Origin of the sequence: Streptomyces inhibens (assembly GCF_022221585.1) — a bacterium.
In the GTDB taxonomy this organism is placed as follows: Bacteria; Actinomycetota; Actinomycetes; order Streptomycetales; family Streptomycetaceae; genus Streptomyces; species Streptomyces inhibens.
In genome coordinates, this window is sequence record NZ_CP084681.1 from 1,939,368 (window position 1) to 1,962,339 (window position 22,972).

Sequence of the window (22,972 nt, forward strand, 5' to 3'; positions counted from 1 at the left end):
CACGCACTTAGAATGCGTTCGTACAGGTGAGATCGCTGGTGCAAGGGAAGATCGGGTGCCAGGCAACATACTGTTCGGTCGGTCCGCGGAGCTGGCGATTGTCGACGAGTTGGTCGACGGACTGCCGGAGCGCGGCGGGGCACTTCTGATCCAAGGAGCCCCCGGGATCGGCAAGTCCACCCTGCTCGCCCACGCTGTCACCCAGGCCGAGAAGTCAGGGATCACCGTCCTCAAGGCGTCGGGCGTGCAGGCCGAGACGCACCTTCCGTTCGCGGGGCTGCACCAGCTGACCCGGACCTTGATGGACCGCGTCTCGCAGCTTCCTCCCGCACAGGCGGACGCGCTACGGGGAGCCTTCGGCATGGCCGAGCCGCCCTCCGGCGCCTCCGCACCCCAGTTCTTCATGATCGCTCTGGCCACGCTCAGCCTGCTCGGCGAGGCGACCACCGAGGCCCCGCTCCTGCTGGCCGTGGACGACGCCCAGTGGCTCGACATGCCGACGCTTGATGTGCTCGGGTTCCTCGCACGGCGGCTGGGCGCCGAACCTCTCGGTCTGCTGCTCGCCCTCCGCGAAGGCCACACCGCGTCGTGCGGCGTCCTCGCGTCACCGGGCACCCTCGGTCTCCGCGAACTCCGTCTGACACCTCTGGAGCCGGCCGCGGCCGACGCCCTGCTGGACGCCCGCGAACCCGGCCTCGACGCCGCCGTACACCGCCGTGTACTGGAGCTGTCCGCCGGCAACCCCTTGGCGCTCACCGAGCTTCCACTCACTCTCGGCACGGACCGGGCGACCGCCGAACCTGCGGCATCGGCGACACTCCCCCTCACCGCCAGGCTTGAGCAGGCCTTCGCCTCCCGCCTGGCCGATCTACCGCCCGACACACGCAGCACCCTGCTCATCACCGCCGCCGACGACGGGGGTGCGCTTGCCGAGGTGCTGGCCGCGGCCTCGACACTGACCGGCACAGAGATCTCCACCCGGTCCCTGGAACCCGCCATCGCCGCGCGTCTGGTGACTGCCGACGCCTTCCACATCGGCTTCACGCACCCCTTGGTGCGTTCAGCCGTCCTGGGCGCGGCAACGCTCACCGACCGTCTCGCGGCGCACGGCGCGCTGGCCGACGTCCTGCACGGACAGCCCGACCGGCAGGCATGGCACCGGGCTGCGGCGATCGGCCGCCGTGACGAGGCGGTCGCGCGGCAATTGGATCAAGTGGCCCTCAGAGCGAGAGGGCGTGGCGCCACCGCGGTGGCCATGACGGCGCTGGAACGAGCCACCACACTGAGTGAGCACTCTTCCGGAAGAGTGTCACGCCTCCTGGACGCCGCCGAACTGGGCCTCGAACTCGGCAGGACGGACCGCGCATCGAGCCTGCTGCAGCAGGCCGAACCGCTGGAGCTCGGCGTCCGGGAGCGGTCGCGGCTGCTGCTGCTCCGCGAAGGACTCGAAGTGGATGTCGCGACAAGCATCCCCCGATTGCACCTGTTGATCACGACGGCGGAGCGTGCCGCCGATGCCGGGGATCCCGGACTCGCCCTTCGGCTGCTGCGCTCGGCGGCGCGCAGATGCTGGTGGTCCGACCCTGAGCGGGGCCTGCGGGAACGCGTGGTGGCCGTGGCCGAGCGGCTGCCCGTTCCGGAGCTCCATCCGGACCTGGTGTACACACTGGCCGCGGCGACCCCGGTGGAGCGGGGAGCGACGGTGATCGAACGCCTGGAGCGCCTCGAACGTGAGGGCGGGTACGACGCCCTGGCCGCCGCCACCCTGGGTACGGCGGCCACCATGGCGAACGCCTACGACCACGCCGCGGGCTTTCTCCAGCATGCGGTGGCCGGGCTGCGCACCCAGGGCCGTCTCGGTCTGCTGGCCCAGACACTGGTGTCCCTCTCCTTCAGCGCGGTCCACACCGTCGACTGGGAGACCGGACTCCCCGGTGTGGCCGAGGCGATGCGGCTGGCCGAGGAGAACGCGCAGCCACGCTGGCTGACCGGTGCGCGGATCGCGAAGGCGCAGTTCGCAGCGCTGCACGGAGATCTGGACACCGCGCTCACCGTCATCGGTGAGGCGGAGCGTCAGGGGCTGTCCGTCGCCAATCCGTCCAATCTCGCGTTCATCCAGATCACCCGTGGTCTCATCGGCCTGGCCGCGGGCAACCACGCGGAGGCCTTCTGCTGTGTCTGGCGGGTCTTCGACCCGGCCGACCCGGCCTACCATCCGTTCTTGCAGACCCTCGCGATCGCGGAGCTGGCCGAGGCCGCCACGGGTGAGGAGCAACGGGCCATGGCGCGGGGCGCGCTGCTCCGGCTCGACGCCACCGCCGGATCGAGTAAGGCCCAGCTGACCCGGGTGAACCTGGGTTTCGCCCAGGCGCTCCTCTCCGACGACGAGCATGCGGAAGAGCGCTTCCGCTCGGCACTCGATCTGGACATGGCCCATACGCCGTTCACCCGCGCGCGACTGATGCTCGCCCACGGCACCTGGCTCCGCAGGCGTCGCCGGGTGCTGGAGGCCCGTATTCCGTTGCGGATCGCCCGGGAGTCCTTCGAGGCGCTCGGTGTGGCGCCGTGGTGCGAACGCGCCCGACAGGAACTCCGCTCGGCGGGCGAGGGCAGCAAGCGCCAGAGCCGTGCCGACTGGGACCTGCTCACACCTCAGGAGCTGCAGATCGCCAAGCTCGCGGCAGACGGCCTGACCAACAGGGAGATCGGCCAGCAGCTGTACCTGTCGCCCCGGACGGTCGGTGCACACCTGTACCGCATCTTCCCGAAGCTCGGGATCACCTCGCGTGGTCAGCTCCGCGACAAGTTGAACGCGAGCTGAACGCGAGCCGCGGCCTTCCTGTCCGCGCAAGCTTGTTGTCCCTCACCGCACGGCTCTGGTGCTACTCAAAGTAACCCCTGGTCATCGACGTTCAGCGGACCTAGCCTGCCGCCTGGATGCACGCAAGGAGGAACCGATGACCACGACCTGGGGCACGTCAGCCATCCCGCTCGGCGATCGCGCCGATGCCCTCCGCCAGACCATCCGGGAGCAGGTCGTACCCGTCGAACTCGTCCTCCCCAGGTGCCCCGAGCGTGTGTTCGCCGACGTGGTGATCGCCCAGATCGGCTCGATGCAGCTGAGCACGGTGAACGCGAACCCGGCCACCGTGCTCAGAACTCCACGGCTCGCGAAGACGGACTGGGAACCCGTGCTCTTCATCAGCCTCCAGGTGTCCGGAGAGAGCGCGGTCGTCCAGGACGGCAGACATGCCGTCCTGTGCCCCGGCGACATCGCCTTCTACGACACGCGGCGCCCCTACACGCTCCTCTTCGACCGCGGTGTCGACATGCACTTCTTCCGGATCCCGATCAGCGAGATCGCCCTCCCGGACGCCGCGATCCACGAGGTGACGGCCCGCACCCTCGGCGCTGACGGAAGCATCTCGGGGCTCACCTCCGGGTATCTCTCGCGCCTTGCCGCGAGCCCGCAGCTCCATGAAGGGACGGCCTCCCCTCTGCTCGCCGCTCCGAGCATGGAGCTCGTACGCGCGGTCATCGCCTCGGAGGCGGAGAAGCCCGCGCTGGGGACCGGCTCGTTCCACGAGACGCTCGGCCTTCGCATCCTGGAGTACATGAGGACGCACCTGGCGGACCGGGATCTGACACCGGCCTCGGTCGCCCAGGCCCACCACATTTCGGTCCGTTACCTCTACGCCATCCTCGCCAGGAGCGACATCAGCTTCGGCGAGTGGGTCCGTACGCACCGGCTGGACGAGTGCCGCAGGGAGCTGTCCCGCCGACCGCCGAGCGCGGACACCGTCTCGGCCATCGCCCACCGCTGGGGGTTCAAGTCCAGCTCCCACTTCAGCCGGGCGTTCAAGAGCGCGTTCGGTGTGTCGCCCCAGGCCTGGCGGGACGCCCTCCGCTGAGCCGTCCCGCGGCAGCCTGCGGCAGCTCCCGACCAGGGAGATCGGCACTCATCGCTGCGCCCAGCCGGGCCCCGAGGACCGCCGGACGAACGAGATCCCCGGCGCGCACGGGCTCGGAGGCCGTCGTGCACGCCGGGGAGTACCTCATGCCGCTCCGTCACACGCGGACGAGCGGCGTGTCCACCAGATGCTCGGCCAGGAACCACACCTGCGCCTCGCCGATCCGGATGACGTCGGAGACGATGAGGTCGTTGGTTCCGTCATCCCCGAGGCCCGCGACGCGGGACGCGGCGTCACGCGCCTCGATCAGAATGGTTTCGTGCGCTTCGAGCAGCCGGGAGAGCATGGCGGGCACCTCCTCGACGCCGTCCGGTGGGCGGGGCACACCGGTGATCTCGGCGGCGTGCCGAGGGTCCCCCACCGCGACACCGCCGAGGCTCTGTACACGCTCCGCGAGTGCGTCGACGATCGCCAGCTGCTCGCCGGCATGCTTGTCGAGCAGCAGATGCAGCTGATAGAAGGTCGCGCCGCGCATCAGCCAGTGATGCTTCTTGTAGAGCCCGTACAGCATCTGGGTGTCGGCCAGGATCCGATTCAGCCGCTGGCAGGAGTACCTGCGGGTGTCATGCGACAGGCCGATCGGCAACTGCTTGACCGTGCCGTACGCCTGCAACTCATGCCCCTTCTGGTGCAGAAGGGGCTGGGTACCCCCGCGCGGCTCGGGGCCGGCCGTGGTGGACACGGACGCGTTCATGTTCAACTCCGGTTCTTTTGCTGATCTGTTGGGACGTTCTGGCGAACGGGTACGCGTTCTCGTTCACAGCGTGCGGCGTACGCCCGCCTGCCGTTCGAGGTTGCGCAGCTGAACCGCGAGGTCCCCTTCGACCGCGGTCTGCGCCGGACCGCTTCGTCCGATCGGGAGAACCTCCTCGCCCCGCATGTCCTCGAGCATGAGCGCGAACGCCGCGTACAGGCCCACGGCCGCGAGCAGCAGACCGAACGACCCCGAGACATAGGCCAGCCACTCGGTGCCGGTGAGGTTGTAGAGCGCGGCGACCGCGAACCGCGGCACGGCAACACACAGGACGAACCACATGGACCGCTTGCGATGCGCGACCGAGGCCATGAGCAGAGCGAAGAACGAGAAGAGGAGGTTCAGTACGCCGAGCACTTTGGTGCCCCCCGGAGGGTCCACCACAAGCACGAGGGAACTGGCGAGCCAGGTCCCGGAGAAGCAGGCCATCAGCGTCGCTGCGAGGACGTCCCTCGCTCCGAAGGCGAGGATGCTCACCAAGAACTGGAGGGCGAAGGCCGGCAGGATCGCGAGGCCGACCGCACGATGGGCGTCGTCGCCGAGGAACCCCAGCTGCAGGCTGGCCACGATCACCGAGGCAATGGCCAAGGCGAAGAAGCCGACCGGCATCGGGGACGCGATCGGATGCAGATTGATCCGCGTCATGGGACGAAGGTCGGGCTCGAAGTGCCTGCCGGGTGGCTCGGGCTGTTCGGAAGGCTGGCCTTGGTCGGTGCTCATAGTGGTCTCTCCTGGGAGCCGTCGTGCGGGGAAGGGCTGCGGAGCGCCCGGGTCAGAGCACGAAGCACGGGTCGAATATCTCCGTGCGCGGTTCGGTCACGAAGCCGCGTGCCACGCGCCACTGGCGGTGCTGCTCGGACTCGGCGACGGCTTCCGCCAGCAGGTCGGCCTGCCGGGCACCGGTCACGCTGGGCCGCGGCGTGGCCTGGTAGCCGCCGAAGTGGGCGACCGGGCTCCATGCGGGGCTGATGGGCTCGATCGCCTCGTCGAGTCCCTCGTACTCGGCCGCTGCGTGCACGATCCGCCCGCCCACCACGGTCAGCACCGACTCGATGTGCGCGATGTCCTGCTCGGGCACGGTGAAGTAGTCGTCGGAGAGGATCGCAAGGTCACCGAAGAAGCCCTCCTTCAGGACCCCCTTGACGTCCTCCTCACCGGTCAGACGGGCTCCCCCTCGGGTGTACAGCTCAAGGGCCGTCTCACGCGAGAGCCGGTTGTCCTCGGGGTAGAGGGCCAGATCGCCGACGGTCCGCCCTGTGACGAGCCAGTGCAGCGCGACCCACGGGTTGTACGAGGAGACGCGGGTGGCGTCGGTGCCCGCGCCGACGACCAGCCCCTTGGCGAGCATGCGCCGCACCGGCGGGGTGTGGGCCGCGGCCTGGGCGCCGTAGCGGTCGACGAAGGCGCGCCCCTGGAAGGACATGCGGTTCTGGATGGAAACCGCCCCGCCGAGGGCGGCGATCCGGTCCAGGCTGGCATCGGTCACGGTCTCCGCGTGGTCGAACAGCCAGCGGTTCCCGGCCGGGAACAGCCCGTCGGCGGCGAGCTTCTCGAAGACAGCGAGGTCGCGGCGGATCGTCTCGTCGTAGGTGGCATGGAGGCGGAAGCCCCAGCCGTTCTCCATCAGCAGGCGCACGGCCTTCTCGAACTCGGCCTCATAGCCCTGGGTCAGCTCGGGGCGCGGTTCCGTGAAGTTCTCGAAGTCGGCCGCGGCCCAGGTGAGGTTCTCGCCCGCGCCGTTGAGCCGCAGCCACGCGTCGCCGTCCTCGGGCCGGACCATCTCGATCCACCGGGTGAGGTCGGCGATCTCCTGGCCGCCCGTCTGCGGGAACAGGTGATAGGCGATCCGCAGGGTCAGCTCCCCCGCGCGGGCGAGGTCGATCACCGTCCGGTAGTTGTCGGGGAAGTTCTGGAAGCCGCCGGCCGCGTCCACCGCGGAGGTCAGACCGAACCGGTTCAGCTCCCGCAGAAAGTGTTTGGTGGACGTGCGCTGATCCTCGGCGCCGAGCGGCGGCGCCTTGGCCAGCGTCGAGTAGAGGATCAGTGCACCGGGCGCCGCAAGCAGCACGCCGGTGGGACTGCCGTCCCGGCCCCGGACGATCTGCCCGCCGGGAGGGTTGGGTGTCTCGGCGGTGAATCCGGCGGCCTGGACAGCGGCGCGGTTCATCAGCGCCGACTGGTACAGGTGCAGCACGAACACCGGCGTATCAGGGGCCGCCGCGTTGAGCTCGGCGACCGTCGGCATCCGCCGCTCGGCGAACTGGTCCGCCGTCCAGCCGCCGACCACCCGGATCCACTGGCCCTTCGGTGTGCGCCCGGCTTGTTCCTTCAGCATCGCGAGCGCCTGACGCAGTGACGGCACGCCGTCCCAACGCAGCTCCAGGACGTAGTTGAGTCCGCCCCGAATGACGTGCAGGTGCGAGTCGTTCAGACCGGGGATCACCCGGCGTCCGAGCGCATCGACGACCTTGGTGGCGGGCCCCACCAGGCCCGCCACCGTACGGTCATCACCCAGCGCGATCACCTCACCACCACGTATCGCGACGGCTTGCGCCTCGGGTCGCGCGGGGTCACCGGTGTACACCTTGGCATTACGGACGAGGAGTTCGGCGGGCTCGACGGTGCCCGGCACTGGGACCATGCCCGCGACCGGCATGCTGGTCACGTGGCTCACCTCCGGTGAGATCGTGGGGCCGTCGTACACGGCCCGGTTCCTGGGGAATGGCTCCAACGTAGGAGCCGACGCGGACGCAAGGTTTGCCCTGCGTGCACATGAGTTGCTCACCCGGGCACGCAACGGCAGGCGGCCCCGCACCTCTTCAGGTGCGGGGCCGCTGCGATCGGCACAACCCTTCGGCGCCGACTCCACCGAAGGCGAACTTGGGGGCCGGTGTTTCATCGAGAGGATGCTGCACGGGACTCTCGTTGGGTGACCGGGTCAGGAACGGCTCTTCGCCGAACGGTGCAATATCGCGCGCGCGACGAGACCGCCGCCGACGCCCAGGATCGCGGCGACAGCGAGCCACCATCCGGGCCATGGCAGCAATCCCAGCGCCGCGTCGACCGACCAGGCGCCCGGTCCGGTCGACGACAGGACGGCGGCTGCGACGATCAGGAAAAAGGGGTACTCGTAGCCATCGTTCTGGACCCAGAGCCCGTGCGGCCACTTCACGGTCAGGGCTACGGTCATGGTGCCTATCGCGCCGGCCGCGGCGAGTGGTGTGAGTGCGCCCGCGGTCAGCAGCACACCGGAGCCGATCTGCGTCGTCCCTGCGGCAAGCGCGGTCAGCACACCACCGCGGAAGCCGTCGCGCCGGAACTCCTCGGTGCCGCCTTCGAGCCCCTTGCCACCGAGGTGAAAGCTCACCTTCTGAACTCCGTGAGCAGCCAGCAGAAGTCCGGCCACCGCCCTCAGGATCAGAAGTCCGAGTTCCATGGGTTACTCCTTGCGTTGATTCTGGAAGGCCTCACGATAGGAAACGCCCAGGTCAGGGACTTGTCCGAGCGTGTCCGGCGCTGTCCTGAACATGCACGACCCATCAGCGGCGAAGGCGTCGAAGGCATGGGTCACCTTGGGGACCGTGCCGTCGGCAAGCAGGGCCCGGGCCGCTTCCTCGGCGGCACGGTCGTCGGCGGTCAGTCGTCCGTGATGCTGGGCAAGGTGTCCGGACCAGGTGGCGACGAGGTAGTGCTCGACGAGCAGTTCCGGGTCGTCGCCGTCTCTGTAGAGGCCCCATGTGATGGCTCCGGTGCGGCGGCGCGCGCGGGCGACGGGCTCCATGGCGGTGAGGAAGCGGTGGGTGCGCGACTGTGGCACCCGGTATACGACGGTGACCAGGACCGGCCCGGCATCGGGGTCGGGACGGGAGGCGAGAGACGGCTCGGGCCAGTGGTCCGACCCGGTCGGGTCCGCCTCGCCGACGGGCAGGGGCAGAACGCGGACGCTCAGCCCGCCGCCCAGCACGACGGCTGCGGCGATGCCCAGCGCGGCGGCGAGTCCGAGCCGGTCGGCGAGCAGGCCCCACAAGGGCGCGGACAGCGCCATGCCGCCCTGGAAGACCATCAGTTGGACGGCCAGGGCGCGGGCTCTCACCCAGCCCGGCACACGTGTCTGCACCGCGGCGCTGAAAACGGAGAGCGCCGATATCCAGGCAAGGCCGGCAGCCGGCAGGAGACTCATGACGATCAGCGCCGGGCCGGGCAGGGCGAGGCTCGTCAGCACGGCGGCGCACAGGGCGGCGGCGATCAGGAGGAGGCCGTTCGCTCCCCAGGTCCGCCGCAGCCACGGCAGCAGAAAGGCCCCGGCCACGGCTCCGATGCCCACCGCGCCGAGCAGCAGTCCGTATCCCGAGGCGCCCAGGGCGAGACGCTGTTCCGCGACGAGCGGCAGCAGGACCCACAGCGCGGATGCCGCCGGGACGAACAGGAGCGTGCGCAGAAGGACGCGTCGGATGTCGGGTGTGTAGCGGATGTAGCGACGCCCGGCGTCCACGGCGGCCAGGATGCCTTCCCGGCCGGCGTCGCTCGGAGCGCGGTGCGGTGCGCGCCAGGCCGTGAGCACAGCTGCGGTTCCGAGATAGGAGACCGCGTTGAAGGCGAAGACCCATCCGGTGCCGGCGAGGGCCATGACGAAGCCACCGAGGGCGGGACCGACCGCACGGGCGAGGTTCATGCTCACCGAACCGAGCGCGGCGGCCTGCGGCAGCGAGGCCCGATCGACCAGGTCCGGCTGGATGGCCTGCCAGGCCGGTCCCATCAACGCCGAGCCGCCTCCGATCACGAAGAGCAGCGCGAGCAGCAGTCCGGGCCCGAGCAGTCCGGTGAAGGCCGCGACGGCGAGAGCCGCCGAGGCCGCGAGCATCGCGTACTGGGCGGCGATGAGGAGCCTTCGGCGGTCGAAGCGGTCCGCGAGGAGGCCTGCGGGAAACGCGAGCAGCAGCGGCGGGAGGCTCGTGGCGGTCTGTACGAGCGCGAGCACGGCACCGGACTGGCCGATCAGCTCCCACTGGGCGCCGACCGTCATCATCCAGGTGCCGGTGTTGGAGACGAACTGCGCGATCCACAACGCCCGGAAGACGGGTACGGCGAAGGGTCGCCACGCCTCATGGAGCCCGGACTTCCGCATGTTCCTCCCTCTCCACGGTCCGAGGGGGGCTCCGCCGTTCGCGGAGCCCCCCGACACACTCAACCGCTCAGTGCTCAGCCGGCCGCGTTGGCACCGATGAAGTGCTTGGCGTAGACGACGCCGAGGCCGTAGGCGCCCGCGTGCTCCTGGACGATCTCCATCACACCGTTGTAGGTCTCGCCGCGTGCCCAGTCCCGCTGAAGCTCCAGGAGCACCTGGACCCAGGTGACGGTCACGGCGCCGGCGCGGCTCATCCGCTCCAGGGCGTGCTCGTGGGCCTGCGGCGTGACGCCACCGGACGCGTCGGCCACGACGTACACTTCGTAGCCCTGGCCGATCGCCGACAGGACCGGCAGAACGAGGCAGACCTCGGTCCACAGACCGGAGATGACGATCTTCTTGCGGCCGGTGGCACGGATCGCCTCGACCAGGTTCTCGTCCTCCCAGGCGTTCATCGAGGTGCGGTCGATGAGCTTGTGCTCGGGGAAGACATCGACGAGCTGCGGCAGCGCCGGGCCCGAGAAGGACTCGGCGGCCACCGTGGTGATCACGGTCGGTACGTCGAAGAGCTTCGCGGCCTTCGCCAGGCCCACCGTGCTGTTGATGATCGCGGTGCGGTCGCTGCTGCCCGTGCCGAAGAACATCTGCGGCTGGTGGTCGACGAACAGCATCACCGCGTTGTCGGGCGTGAGCAGATCCGGGCTCGGCGCGGCGGAGACGTTGTCGAGGTTGAACTCAGACATGATTGAACTTCCTTAATTTCTATGGTTGTTGAGGGAAAACAGGGCCGCCGGTACCCAGTACCGGCCGCCCGTCGGCGGGGGTACTCAGATGGCGTAGAGGGCCTTGCGGAGCGCCTCCACGGCCAGGGTGATCGCGGCCTCCGCGCCCTGGGTGCCGCGCAGCGCGTTGAGCATCACGAAGTCGTGGATGACGCCCTGGACGCGGAGCGCGGTGACCGGAACCCCGGCCTCACGCAGCTTGTTCGCGTAGGCCTCGCCCTCGTCGCGCAGCACGTCGGCCTCGGCGGTGATGACCACGGCCGGCGGCAGACCGGCGAGCTGCTCGGTGGTGGCCCGCAGCGGGGACGCGGTGATCTGGGCGCGCTCGGCCTCGTCGGTCGTGTACTGGTCCCAGAACCACTTCATCGCCTCACGGCGCAGGAAGTAGCCCTCGGCGAACTGGTGGTACGACGGCGTGTCGAACGCCGCGTCGGTCACCGGGTAGAACAGCACCTGCGCGGCAAGCGCGACATCGCCGCGCTCCTTGGCCATCAGGGTCAGCGCGGCCGACATGTTGCCGCCCACCGAGTCGCCGGCCACCGCCATGCGGGTCGGGTCGAGGTTGTTCGCGGCACCCTCGCGCACGACCCACTGGGCCACCAGGTAGTTCTGCTCGATCGCCACCGGGTAGCGGGCCTCGGGCGACAGGTCGTACTCGGGAAAGACGACCGCGGCACGCGCGCCGACGGCCAGCTCCCGCACCAGACGGTCGTGCGTGTGCGCGTTGCCGAACACCCAGCCCGCACCGTGGATGTAGACGATGACGGGCAGCGGGCCCTCATGCCCCGCCGGGCGAACGATCCGCACCCGGACGCTGCCGGTCGGACCGCCCTCGACCGTCACCCACTCCTCGTCCACCTCCGGCTTCGCCACCGCACCGGACTGGACATCGTCGACCGCCTTCCGACCGTCCCCCACCGGAATCTCGTACAGGAACGGCGGCTCGGCCGTCGCCGCGGCGAACTCCGCCGCGGCAGCCTCCAGAACCGGTCGATTCCTGCTTTGCTCGTCGGACATCACGGACTGCCTTTCCTCACACGGGGCCCGGTACAGCGGGATGGCCCCAACGTAGGAGTAGGCGGAATCGAGAAGTTTTCCCTGCGTGCACAGCGCATGCCCGCCAGGGCACGGAGAACGTCGCGGGCGCGGACGTCTACGGGCCGTAAGCCCCGAGCAGTCGCCGCCAGACCTCGTTCACAGTGAGGAAGACCGGAAGCGCGTGCCACAGGTGCGTCAGCGGGACCTCCCGCACCACCGCGACCGTCCGACACGCGCGGCTTCCGGACATGTGAAGACCGCCTGCGGCACTGCCGCGTGATCGGAAGGGATCCGCGAGAACCCGGTCAAGCCGACCGAGAAGCCCGAGGGTACGGCCATCTCACTCTCGACGGCCGCGCCCGCTGCCCTCAGGTCATCGAGCAGACCCGGCCGCCTCCGGAACGCACCTGCTCAGCGGATCCCCAGCTCCGCCAGCACCCGGCGCTGCGTCGGTGAGGGCTTGGCCGGGAAGTAGAGGTAACAGACGCCGCCGGTGCCGCTGACGACCTTGCCGTCGGCGTTCTTGCGCTTGGTGCGCAGCCAGATGTTCTCGAACTGGGATGCCCGCTATTAGCAGACGCCGGAAGCGATTACAAACGTGCAGGTCAATGGCTTGGGCTCGGTCTCGGGGAACGGAGCCCAAGCCGGGCCGTGCTGACTTCGTGCTGAGTTCCGCTGCCGTCCCTTCCAGTCCGGTCGGGGCGTTGTGCTGGTCGGTGCTGGTTTCCGGCATTCACGAGTGGCAGCACGGACAGCCCAGGGCCGCGACACGCTCACTCTTCACCGTGAGTCACCTCGGCACCAGCGCCATCTACCTCGCGGAGGCCGTCTACGACGGGCCCACGACGGTCAAGCGGCATTGCATGGTCCCGTTTGGTGCGGCCGTGATCCGTACCTATCGAGTCGCACTTCTCACCTACGGAAGTGAACAGCCATGGACCAACCGATGTGGACCGTGCCGGCCCTCGCCAACTCTCTCGAAAAGCCCGTCTCATGGGTTTACGACAACCACGAGAAGCAAGCCATCCCCAGCTTCCGCGTGGGACACCAACTGCGGTTCCGGCCCAGCGAGATCAAGACCTGGCTGGAGGCAACTGCCGCGAGCAGGAGGCTGCATACGCCACGAGTACAAGAAGCCGCTGTACGCCGCTTCCCCGCTGCTCGCGCGCATGGTGGACGAAGGCCGGCCGGGCCGAAAGTCCGGGTCGGGGTTCTACCCGTACCAGGGAGTGCGGTGATGCTGCCAAGTGGCGCTGTTCAAGGGTGAATTCGCCCGGAACAGCGCCTACGGTGGCGTCGGTGGAGGGTGGCTGCGCTGTGCTCACCGAGCCCCTCTTCCGCACATCCTCGCCCGGCCAGCGCGGTCTGCACGAGACACCCCCTGGCGCGCGTCGTCAATTGGTAGAAAATCAGCCCTGACCTGGGACTTTGAGCCTTTCTGAGCTGTCAGGACCTTTCCCTCCTACTCAGCGGAGCGCACCAACCTGACTCTGCGGCAGCTGGCACCGCTGTTCGGGGTGTCGAAGTCGGCAGCCGACCGCGTCATCGACCACCTCGGGCCCACGCTGGCACTGCAACAGCGCAAGCGGTTCCGCAAGGACACCGTGCTGATCGTGGACGGCACCGTGGTCCCCACGCGTGATCACAGCGTTGCCGAGCAGTCGAAAAATTACCGGTACTCGACCAACCACCATGATCGATGCCGACACCCGGCTCGTCGTCGCCGTCGGCCGGCCGCTGCCCGGCAACCGCAACGACTGCAAGGCGTGGGAACTGTCCGGCACCAAGGACGCCGTCGGCAAAACCACGGTCATCGCGGACGGCGGCTACCGGGGCACCGGCCTGGTCATCCCGCACCGCCGCGAACGCGGCCAGACCGAACTCCCGGCCTGGCAGGAGGAGCACAACACTTCCCACCGCAAGGTCCGTGCTCGCGTCGAGCACGCTTTCGCCCGCATGAAGACCTGGAAGATCCTGCGCGACTGCCGCCTCAAGGGCGACGGCGTCCATCACGCCATGCTCGGCATCGCCCGCCTGCACAACCTCACCCTCACGGGATAGCGGGCAAACGACCAGGTCATCGAGCACGTGAAAGATCAATTACGTGACAGCCCTTAAACAGGCAAGCCCCCGAAAGACTGGAAAGGGCCTCCGATGCAGCTTGGGTTCTGGTAGTCGTCGCAACACCCCAGCTCAGGGGATGCGACGGACTTCGATGCCCTCGTGGAAACCGTCCAGACCCTGCCTGCCCACCTGGTGCGGTCGCTGACCTGGGACCAGGGCGCCGAGATGGCCGCCCACGGCTCCTTCACCCTCGCCACCCACGTCCCGGTCTACTTCTGTGACCCGGCCAGCCCCTGGCAGCGCGGCTCCCACGAAAACACCAACGGCCTGCTGGAGCGCAAGCGGGACGAGGAAGAGCAGAAGGAGCGCGCCGAGCGCGACGGTCCTTCGACCAACCTGGTCACGGGGCCGAAGAAGCGGGGGCGGGGTGGACACCGGGGTTGAGCCCGGGGCCGGATACGGACCAAGGGCCCGTGCCCACGGAGGCTCGGGCCGTCTCGCCGGCGCACCGCCTACCGGCGAACGATGGGAAGGCCCTCGAAATGGCCCGCCCCTTCTTCGGTAACCACCGGGCCTGACGGCACCCAGACGCCGTTGCGGGTGCGCGAGTTCGACATCGGCTACCCCGAACACGGCGATCGCTTTGTCTCGGAAGGTGTATCGGCCGGACGCTCCCGGGACAGCACTGTGAAACCCAGGGGTTGAGGGCTTGTCAGCGCCTCTGGGTACGCTGGCACAGACATGAAACGGACGTGAACCGGCATCTCGATGACGCCGGTTGGTGAACGGGGGCGCAGTCATGGGCGACGGGTTCAAGAGCAATCCGCAGATGCTGAAGGCCGAGGGGAAGAACTTCTCCGAGATCGGCAGGGATTTCTACCAGGCGACCACCAAGCTGAAGAACGGCCTGGCCGCGCAGGGTGACGGTGGCGGCGGCGGAGGCGAAGCGCCGAAGGAGACGACGTTCTCGAGTGTCGCCCAGGACGCCTGGAAGGGCCTGACCACCTTCAGCGACAAGGAAGGCACCCCACCGTGGGGTGACGACGAGCTCGGCGAGAAGTTCGGCGTGGTCTACGAAGGCCTGCGCGACGGCATGACGGACTCGATGGAGCACCTTGCCACCAAGCTCAACGAAATCGGCAAGGCGTTGGAGCGGATGGCGAAGAACCACGAGGAGAACGAGGACTTCAACGACGCTCTGGTCAAGGAGCAGAAGCCGGAGAACCAGTTCGGCGGCGAGGTGCGGGTTCTGAAGTCCGTGAGCAAGTGACACGGCCCGCACCACGGGGGCGTGTGGCGACCGTACAGCGGGGTGGCAGGGCCGCCACAGCAGCACAGTCGCGGCAGCCAGGGTCGAGCGTTTGCGCCGTGTCGGTTTCGGCGTCGGCTCGGCTCCGGCTCGACGTTTCGACGGCCGACTGCCCCGCACCAAGCCCGAGTCCAACCGCATGACCCCGCATGACTCACAGCCGCCCCTTCACTGACAGGAGAGAGTCCGTGTCGCATCCCGACGCGCCGGAACCGGTACAGCCCATCCCCACCACTGCCGAAGAGGCATTGGCTGCCGCTCGCGCCCGATTCGAAGTACTGGATCTGGAAGGAAACCCGGCGCCGTTGTACGTGACGGAGTTCGACATCGGCTTCCTCGTCCACGCCGTCATGCCCCCACCGCCGCCCGGCACTCAGGCGCCGTTGGGTGGCAGTCACATGGTGATCTCCAAAAGCGACGGAGCCATCACCTATGTCCCCAACTTTCCGCCGGACTCCGCGATCGAGCTGTACCGCAGCCTGCGCCGGCCCAATGGCTAGGGCGGCCGCCTGAGGGCTGGACGGCTTTGGACCGGATGTCTGCTACAGCACTGTGACACACCAGAGTTCAGGGATCAGAAGGGCCGCTGGGTAGGCTCTGGCGTGGGCATGGCTCTGCGCCGACGCAAGCCGGTTGAGCACTCACGAGGCTCCGAATGGCGCCTCCGGCAGCAGCAGACAAGCAGGGGCCCTTCCGCCGGCGGTGAGGCGGATGGGGTCGGTCGGCCCACAGGGCCGGGACAACACGAACTACATGGGCGACAACGGGGGTCTTCGTCGTGGCTTTGATGCTGCCGAACGCACTTGAGTGGGTTCTCGAGATGTGTGGCTTCGACTGGCCCACAGGCAACGAAGACAAGATGATGGAGTGCGCCAACACCTGGCGCCAGTTCGCCGCTGATGTGGAGGCCCTCCAGGCCCGTGGCATGAGCTCCGCCGGCAACGTCCTCGCCGAGAACGCCGGCGACTCCATCGAGGGCTTCAACAAGACCTGGGAGAAGTTCGCCGGCGGCTCGGGCTACTTCGACGACGCCCGCCAGGGCGCCGAGCTGATCGCCATATGCATGGACGCCGCGGCGATGCTCATCATCGGGCTAAAAGTGGCGGTGATCGCCCAGTTGGTCGTCCTGGCGATCGAGATCGCCGCGGCCCAGGCCGCCGCTCCATTCACCCTGGGTCTGTCCGAACTCGGCGCGATGGGCGCGGCCGCCGCCACGCGGATGATCCTGCGCAAACTCCTCAAGGAGATAGCCCAACAGATTTTGCAGGCGGTGTTGGAGACCGCCAAGGAACCCTTTGTCTCCGCTCTGGAAGCCATGGTCTCCGACCTGGTCGCCCAGACCGTCGAGCAGAACTTCGGCAAGCAGTCGGGCTACGACCTGGGCCGCACCGCCAAGAAGGGTTACGAAGAGGGCAAGGAGGCCCTGAAGAATTCCGGTTCCACCTTCGGCGAGTCCCTGCGCGACGGCGCCGGCTCCCGCGCGGGGCGTGGCGCCCGCGACGGACTGACCAACAGCGGAAACGACGGCGGCGACGGCTCGTCGGACTCCGGCAACGACAGCTCGTCGAACTCCAACGATTCGTCGTCGAACAACAACTCGTCGTCCAACGACAGCAGTTCGTCCAACAACTCCCCCAGCTCCTCCAATTCGTCGAACTCGCCGACCTCGTCCAACTCGTCATCGAACGACAGCAGTTCGTCGAGCAACTCCCCGAGTTCCAGTAGTTCGCCGAGTTCGAGCAGCGGCGACTCCGGGCGCAGGGCACCGGATATCGGCGGTCCGTCGTCCTCGTCTCCGTCGAGCGGTTCGGACAGCTCTTCGTCGAACCCGTCCTCGTCGTCCGATGGCCCGTCGGCTTCGAGTTCGCCCTCCTCTTCCTCGAGTACGCCGTCCAACAGCAGCACGGACAGCACCGGCAGCCCGGACTCGTCGAACCCCTCGTCGTCCTCGCCCTCACCAAGCCGTGGCTCCGACTCGCCCAGCCCTTTCGACGTGGGCACCCGGGCCTACAACGAGAGCATCGGTCGTCCTCTGGGCGACGACTCGTCCACCCCCGACTCGTCTCCGGACTCGTCCACGCCGCCCACCACGACGAGGCCGGACGTCCAGGGCGGACCGGCCCCCGACACCGCCCCCGACACCGCCCGTCCGGACAGCACACCGGACGCCCCGCCGACCACGGCACCGGGCAACGAGCCGTCCATGCCCTCCAACTCCTCGCCCATCGAGGGGCCGGGCACCACGCCGGATGTCGATGGCTCCCCGGCGCCGGACACCACTCCGGACAGCACTCGCCCGAGCCGCCCGGAAGGCGTCGACGTCCACACCCCGGAGCAGGGCGCGTCGATCCCGGACCCGCGCAACACCGAGCCCGCGCCCATGCCGTCCCCGCCGCCGGAGACAGACCGCCCCGAGGCCGCACCGGCTCCGGCTCCCGACAACTCCCGCCCCGAACCGGGCATGCACCAGGTCGACCGCGACTCGGTCACCACCATGCCCGCACCGGCCCAGGGCCCCATGCCGGGCGACTCCAACGACGGCAACAACAACGACAACCAGAACCAGGGCAGCGGCCGCGTCTCCATGCCGAGCGGCGCCATGCCCGGCAACACGCCCACCGCAAACCCCAGCCCTGGTCAGGGCCACGCGCCGACACCGTCAACACCGACCCCGCACGACCCGGACGACGACATGAGCCTCATGGGCAACGTCGCCACGGCGGCGCCCCCGGCCCCCGGTACGCAGCCCGGTGAGGCGGGCATCCCGCAGCAGGCGGCCCCGTCGTCCGCGACGCCCTCAACGTCGACCCCGGGTGCCATGCCACCACCGGCGGCCGGCCCCATCCCGATGCAGGCGCCGGCGGCAGGCAACCCCACGACGACACCGCGGGCCACCACGCCCAGCGCCACGACGCCGCGTACGGAACAGCCGAGCACCAGGCCCACGACGCCGTCGCGGGACACCCAGCAGAACCGTCCCGCATCGCCGCCGCGCACCGGGACGCCGCGCAGCGGGACGCCGCGCAGCGAGACACCGAGCCGCCCGACCACGCAGCCGCGCACTGACACACCGCGTACCGAAACGCCCAGCCGCCCCACCACACCACCACGCACAGACACGCCACGCACAGACACGCCGCGTGCCGAGACTCCGCGCACCGAGACGCCTGGGCGCCCGACCCCGCCGCCCCGCGGCGAGCAGCCGACGAACCGTCCGACGGACCAGCAGTCACCGGTCGAGTCCCCCACTTCCACGCCGAACGACCAGGGGATGCCGGCACCGAACAACCAACAGCCGGACAATCAGCACCCGGACGCCACCAACCAGACGCCCGATCAGAACCAGCCCCCCGCTGACGACAGCGCGCCCAAGCAACCCACGGCACCTCCGCCTCCGCCCCAGGCAGACGACCTTTCGGACATCCGTAACGACCTGAACACCCCGTTCGAAGGCCTGACCACACCCGACCCCGCCCATCAGCAGGACCTCGAGAACGCCCACCCGAGGAACCCCGACGGCACCCCGCAGGTGTACGCGGACCCGCGGCAAGGAAACTGGGCCGGTCTGCAGAACGACGGCGGCGTGGGGGTGCCCGGCCGGTCCAACAACTGCGCCGACTGCACTCGCTCGTTCCTCGAGACATGGTTCGGCCGCCCGACGGTGTCCGCCCCGCGCACCTTGGACCTCAATGCGGACGGCAGCCTGAACACTTTTTCCGCGGAGCGCGACTCGGTCGCCAACCAGGCGCGTTGGGCAGGCGCACCCAGCACGTATGCGGGCAAGGACCATCCCAACCCGTACGCACGTATCGCCTACGAGCTGTCGCAGGCCGGGCATGGCTCGGCAGCCGTGATCGGCGTCAACTGGCCCGGCGGTGGCGGCCATGCCTTCGCCGCGGTGAACCACAACGGCCAGATCCTGTTCGTCGACGCGCAAACAGGCGTCGTCAGCGAGAATCCGATTCACCTGGGCGCCCAAGAGGTCTTCTACACCCCGCTGGACGCCAATCGGAATCCGATCACTCCGTACTTCCTGACCCCGTCGACGCCTCAGCCGTCCACCCAGAACACTCCGGACACCAACAACAGCCCGGGCCCCGACTCGTCGACGGATCAGTCAACTCCCGACGCTCAGTCGGACGGACCTTCCAACACCTCGCCGTCCACTGACGAGGCGCCCTCCGACAACGACGACTCGACCGCCGAACAGAACGCGGACGACGGCAGCACCGACACAGCACCGCCGTCGACGACCCCGGAATCCTCCACAACACCGGAGACGACGCCGGCCCCCGAAACGACGTCGACCCCGGAGACGACATCACCGCAGAACGAGGACACCTCTCCGGACACGAACACCACCCAGGAGTCCAACCCGGACCAGGTATCCGAGACCGCCCCGGACACGGACTCCACCGCGGACCGGGGCTCGGAAGCGACCCAGGACTCGGACGCGACGGACCAGGACAGCCCGCAGCCCGACAACGCGCAGGACACGCAGGACAGCCAGGAATCTCAAGCGCCTCAGGATTCCCAGGACACCCACGACACCCACGAAACCCAGGACCCTCACGACACCGACCAGCAACCGGAGTCGAGGGAACCGGTCTTTCCGTCCACCGCCACGCGCCCCTCCGGTCCGCCGGACGGCTACGACGACCCCACCGACGCCGACACCCGTGCGCAGCAAGAGCGATTCCCGCGCAACGAGGACGGCTCGTTCCAGCAGGCCCCTGACCCGCGCGAGGGCACCTGGGTCGACGATCTGCGCGGCCAGAACCCCGACGAGTCCGGTCGTGACGTCAACTGCCCCGACGGATCACTGGCGTTCGTCGAGTCGTACGCGGGCAACCCCACGGTCGCCGCCCGCCGCAGCCCGAATGAGGACGGCACCCCCGCCGACACTCCCGAGCCCAACGGCCGCGACCGTATCGAGAACGCCCTGGGCGCCGAGTTCGACGACTTCGGCGACGGCCGCGACGCGTACAACAACCTGGAGACCACCCTCCTCAACGAGGGCCACGGCTCACAGGCCGTGATCATCACCCAGAACGCCGACGGCCGTGCCCACGCCTGGAACGTGGTCAACCACAACGGCCAGATCGTCTACGCCGACCCGCAGACGGGCCAGCACAGCACCACCCCGCTCCACAGCGGCAACAACGGCGTCTTCGCGATCCCGTTGGACGCCAACCGTCGACCCATCGAGACCACCAGCCAGCCCACCACGCAAAACCAGAGCCGGACCACACCTGTCGATACCGACCACACATCGCCCCAGCGCCCGGCCGGTTCGACCCCTGGGTCCAACGACCCCAGCGCGGAAGCCACTCGCGAGCGGCGCAACCAGAGCCTTCCCGACCCGGAAGCACGGACCGATTCGCATGCGAACCTTCCTCCGGACAAGGCACAGGGCGACCTTCGAGAAGCGCACGACGTCCATCGGATCGGTCTGGACCCGGTCCAGGCGCAGATGCGGCAGTGGGCGCAGCCGCAAGGCGACCCGCCCCGGGTGCCCTTGGCCGACGTACTGCGGGAATCCATCGATCGCCGCCAGGCGCACGCGGAGTCGGCGCAGCAGGTACGTGAAGCCAGGCAGGACTATGACAGGGCGCTGAAGGAAGTCGCCGACGCCAAGGCAGAGCGGACCAGGGCGGCGACCGCGGAGCGGAAAGCCAAGACCGAGGACGCGAAGCAGGCAGCTCAGGCCAAGCGGGCGGCGGCGGAGCAGCGGCTCGCCAATGCCCAGCAGGCTCTCCCCCAGGCTGACGCCGCCCACAAGGCCGCGATGACAGCGCACCGGAATGTTCCGATGCCGTCGACAAACTTCACCGACAGTGATCTCCGGCAGCATCTTGATCCCGCGTGGTCGCAAATGAACGACGGCCAGCGGTACGCCGCGATTGCCACTCTGGCCCGCATCAGCCAGTCCTTCCATGCCAACAACGCCGTTGGCGTGAACCCTGACCCGGCCGCGAACAACGACGCGTACAACGACGGAAAGTTCCACGAATCAGCGGCTCCCTGGCGACGTGAACTCGCATCGCACCCGGACGGGACGAACCTTCGGGATGTGGAGGACCTCAAGCGGCTGCTTGAGGAGACGGAGAGCAATTCGCCCGACCTCTCCGGCAAGAATTACGCGGTCGTGGAAGTTGTCGACCCGGACACCAAGGAAAGTCACTACATCGTCGATTCGTCGGTTCCCCCTGCCGTGGACGGCGCCGACCCGATGCACTCCGAGTCCCACATTCTCAATTGGATCGACCAGCTCAACGAGAATCGGGCAGCTCAGGGGCAGGCCAAGGTCGAGGTCAAGGGCCTCTACACCGAACGTGAGCCCTGTGGCCTGCCCAACACTGCATCCGGTCATCCCACCGGCCACGCCAACTGCTCCAGGACGATCAACGATTCCCAGGCGATGGACGGTGTTCCCGTCTACTACAGCACGACCTATCGTGCGGACCCGGACCTCAAGAAGCTGAAGGCGGCCGAGCGGGACAGACTGCGTGCGGAAGGCAGGACCGAGTCTCAAATCAGGACTGCGCTCGGCAAGTACCGCACGCCGAGCCAGCAGATCCAGGACGCGGAGATTCAGCAACACCTGAACTTCGTCAACGAATTGGCACAGACGCTGGCGAATCCGGGCCAGAACACACCGCCGGCCCCAACGCCCGACCAGAACACACCGCCCACCCAGGCGCCTCAGTCGGGCCCGTCCCATCCCACGGACCCCCACCGCACACCCCCATCGGCCCCTGCGGGCACGGACCGACGCCCTCCGGCCGACCCGGCAGGCACGGACCGGAAGTCCCCGGCCGACCCGGCAGGCACGGACCGACGTCCGCCGGCCGACCCAGAGGGCTCCGACCGTACGCTCGCGGCCGAACCGGCCGGAACCGACCGCACACCGTCGCGCGCCCCAGAGGAGAGCAACGACCAGACGAACAACAAAACCCAGGAAGACAACGAAACTCAGCCGGAATCGTCAGACCAGCCGGATTCGCAGCGGGCGGAGGCCCAGTCGACCCCCGAGGCGACCGCCACACGCGACGCGACCGGCAACGCTCCACAGCCCAATCAGCAGCAAAGCACCACGATCAGCGAGCTGGAAACCTCGCTCGCCGGCGAGGGGCACGGTGCTCAAAGGGTCTTCATCGCGCAGGACACCAACAACCAAAGCCACCCACTGACGGCGACGAATCAGAACGGCCAGATCGTCTATACCGATCCGCTGACGGGGTCGCAGAGCTTCATCCCTCTCAACTCGGGCAGCAACGCCACACCCCTCCCGTCGATCCCGGGAGACCTGATCAGGGTGTTCCGTGTCGGCCAAGAGCTCGGACTCAGTCCGCTACAGATCGCGGATTTCGTCAACGTGGCCGCCATCAAGAACAAAAAGGCAAAGGAAGGGGATACCCCCATAACCGATGCCAATATAATCGAGCAGATGCAAAACTGGTCCAATGAGGTCGAACCTCGGGGCTATCCGTACCACTTCGAGAGTAAAGAGCGATTCGATCATTTCACCTCTCGACTGCGAGATCTCGCCCGGGAATTCGGCCTCCCCGAAGGCAGCATCGTGGTACAAGGGTCTTCCCTGCGAAAGCCGGATGCAAAGGATGTCGACTTCGCGATCTTCGTGTCGGACGAAGCATTCGACACATACGTGGAGAAGTGCAAGCGAGGTCTCATCGATCGCAACACGTTGGAGGGCAGCCGCAAGCTGCGGAAGGACCTCCGCAGCTACAACAACAAGGGGTTCGTCCCCAGCTTCCTGCTGGACAGGGTCCCTGGCGATCCTGATCGCACCTTCGCGAGCGAGGCATATAGACTGACTGAAGAATTCGGTCTGCCGGGAATCGATTTTTCGGTCATGCGCGAGAGCAGCAGGTACGCCATGTACCCGAGCATGGAATTGTGAGGTCA

General features: G+C 68.4%; 12 protein-coding genes and 4 pseudogenes. 8 read left to right on the plus strand and 8 right to left on the minus strand.

Going from position 1 to position 22,972, the window contains the following annotated elements:
• The first annotated feature begins 55 nt into the window (after nucleotides 1–55).
• Nucleotides 56–2,821: an ATP-binding protein gene (locus KI385_RS09035; RefSeq protein WP_238571692.1), complete on the plus strand. Its 2,766-nt coding sequence runs from the start codon at nucleotides 56–58 to the stop codon at nucleotides 2,819–2,821.
• Between the two features lie 136 nt (nucleotides 2,822–2,957).
• Nucleotides 2,958–3,911 carry an AraC-like ligand-binding domain-containing protein gene (locus KI385_RS09040; RefSeq protein WP_238571693.1) on the plus strand — a complete coding sequence of 318 codons (954 nt, stop codon included), beginning with the start codon at nucleotides 2,958–2,960 and terminating at the stop codon, nucleotides 3,909–3,911.
• A 157-nt stretch (nucleotides 3,912–4,068) separates the two neighbouring features.
• On the opposite strand, the gene KI385_RS09045 is transcribed toward KI385_RS09040, so the two are convergent.
• The 8 genes and pseudogenes from KI385_RS09045 to KI385_RS09080 form a co-directional block, all read right to left on the minus strand.
• Complete coding sequence (locus KI385_RS09045; protein ID WP_238571694.1) at nucleotides 4,069–4,665, minus strand: Dps family protein; 597 nt, start codon at nucleotides 4,663–4,665, stop codon at nucleotides 4,069–4,071.
• Between the two features lie 63 nt (nucleotides 4,666–4,728).
• Nucleotides 4,729–5,445, minus strand: a complete 717-nt coding sequence (locus KI385_RS09050) for a GPR1/FUN34/YaaH family transporter (protein ID WP_238571695.1) — start codon at nucleotides 5,443–5,445, stop codon at nucleotides 4,729–4,731.
• Between the two features lie 52 nt (nucleotides 5,446–5,497).
• Nucleotides 5,498–7,381, minus strand: a complete 1,884-nt coding sequence (locus tag KI385_RS09055; protein ID WP_238577629.1) for an amidohydrolase — start codon at nucleotides 7,379–7,381, stop codon at nucleotides 5,498–5,500.
• A 282-nt stretch (nucleotides 7,382–7,663) separates the two neighbouring features.
• Nucleotides 7,664–8,161 carry a DoxX family protein gene (locus KI385_RS09060; protein ID WP_238571696.1) on the minus strand — a complete coding sequence of 166 codons (498 nt, stop codon included), beginning with the start codon at nucleotides 8,159–8,161 and terminating at the stop codon, nucleotides 7,664–7,666.
• Between the two features lie 3 nt (nucleotides 8,162–8,164).
• Entirely contained in the window at nucleotides 8,165–9,850 is a 1,686-nt protein-coding gene (locus KI385_RS09065; protein WP_238571697.1) for an MFS transporter, read from the minus strand.
• A 74-nt stretch (nucleotides 9,851–9,924) separates the two neighbouring features.
• On the minus strand, nucleotides 9,925–10,593 hold the full coding sequence (locus KI385_RS09070) for a hydrolase (RefSeq protein ID WP_238571698.1): 669 nt from the start codon (nucleotides 10,591–10,593) through the stop codon (nucleotides 9,925–9,927).
• Between the two features lie 84 nt (nucleotides 10,594–10,677).
• Complete coding sequence (locus tag KI385_RS09075) at nucleotides 10,678–11,649, minus strand: alpha/beta hydrolase (protein WP_238571699.1); 972 nt, start codon at nucleotides 11,647–11,649, stop codon at nucleotides 10,678–10,680.
• Between the two features lie 432 nt (nucleotides 11,650–12,081).
• Nucleotides 12,082–12,228 (minus strand): annotated as a pseudogene (locus tag KI385_RS09080) (peptidase C39 family protein); the annotation flags it as partial.
• A gap of 566 nt (nucleotides 12,229–12,794) precedes the next feature.
• On the opposite strand from KI385_RS09080, the pseudogene KI385_RS09085 reads away from it, so the two are divergent.
• The 6 genes and pseudogenes from KI385_RS09085 to KI385_RS09110 form a co-directional block, all read left to right on the plus strand.
• A pseudogene (locus tag KI385_RS09085) lies at nucleotides 12,795–12,908 on the plus strand (3-hydroxyacyl-CoA dehydrogenase family protein); the annotation flags it as partial.
• A gap of 237 nt (nucleotides 12,909–13,145) precedes the next feature.
• A pseudogene (locus tag KI385_RS09090) lies at nucleotides 13,146–13,731 on the plus strand (transposase); the annotation flags it as partial.
• A gap of 153 nt (nucleotides 13,732–13,884) precedes the next feature.
• A pseudogene (locus KI385_RS09095) lies at nucleotides 13,885–14,073 on the plus strand (transposase); the annotation flags it as partial.
• Nucleotides 14,074–14,533: 460 nt separating this feature from the next.
• On the plus strand, nucleotides 14,534–15,004 hold the full coding sequence (locus KI385_RS09100; protein ID WP_238571700.1) for a hypothetical protein: 471 nt from the start codon (nucleotides 14,534–14,536) through the stop codon (nucleotides 15,002–15,004).
• A gap of 227 nt (nucleotides 15,005–15,231) precedes the next feature.
• The gene (locus KI385_RS09105) at nucleotides 15,232–15,543 is read left to right on the plus strand and encodes a hypothetical protein (protein WP_238571701.1); all 312 of its coding nucleotides are present in this window, start codon (nucleotides 15,232–15,234) and stop codon (nucleotides 15,541–15,543) included.
• 287 nt (nucleotides 15,544–15,830) lie between these two features.
• Entirely contained in the window at nucleotides 15,831–22,967 is a 7,137-nt protein-coding gene (locus KI385_RS09110) for a toxin glutamine deamidase domain-containing protein (RefSeq protein ID WP_238577630.1), read from the plus strand.
• The last annotated feature ends 5 nt before the right edge of the window (nucleotides 22,968–22,972 follow it).

What these genes read in the sequence shown, in the direction of transcription:
- KI385_RS09070 (WP_238571698.1), bottom strand. Translation starts at nt 10,593, where the DNA reads ATGTCTGAGTTCAACCTCGACAACGTCTCCGCCGCGCCGAGCCCGGAT.
- KI385_RS09060 (WP_238571696.1), bottom strand. Translation starts at nt 8,161, where the DNA reads ATGGAACTCGGACTTCTGATCCTGAGGGCGGTGGCCGGACTTCTGCTG.
- KI385_RS09075 (WP_238571699.1), bottom strand. Translation starts at nt 11,649, where the DNA reads ATGTCCGACGAGCAAAGCAGGAATCGACCGGTTCTGGAGGCTGCCGCG.
- KI385_RS09100 (WP_238571700.1), top strand. Translation starts at nt 14,534, where the DNA reads ATGGGCGACGGGTTCAAGAGCAATCCGCAGATGCTGAAGGCCGAGGGG.
- KI385_RS09055 (WP_238577629.1), bottom strand. Translation starts at nt 7,381, where the DNA reads ATGCCGGTCGCGGGCATGGTCCCAGTGCCGGGCACCGTCGAGCCCGCC.
- KI385_RS09040 (WP_238571693.1), top strand. Translation starts at nt 2,958, where the DNA reads ATGACCACGACCTGGGGCACGTCAGCCATCCCGCTCGGCGATCGCGCC.
- KI385_RS09045 (WP_238571694.1), bottom strand. Translation starts at nt 4,665, where the DNA reads ATGAACGCGTCCGTGTCCACCACGGCCGGCCCCGAGCCGCGCGGGGGT.
- KI385_RS09050 (WP_238571695.1), bottom strand. Translation starts at nt 5,445, where the DNA reads ATGAGCACCGACCAAGGCCAGCCTTCCGAACAGCCCGAGCCACCCGGC.
- KI385_RS09065 (WP_238571697.1), bottom strand. Translation starts at nt 9,850, where the DNA reads ATGCGGAAGTCCGGGCTCCATGAGGCGTGGCGACCCTTCGCCGTACCC.
- KI385_RS09110 (WP_238577630.1), top strand. Translation starts at nt 15,831, where the DNA reads ATGCTGCCGAACGCACTTGAGTGGGTTCTCGAGATGTGTGGCTTCGAC.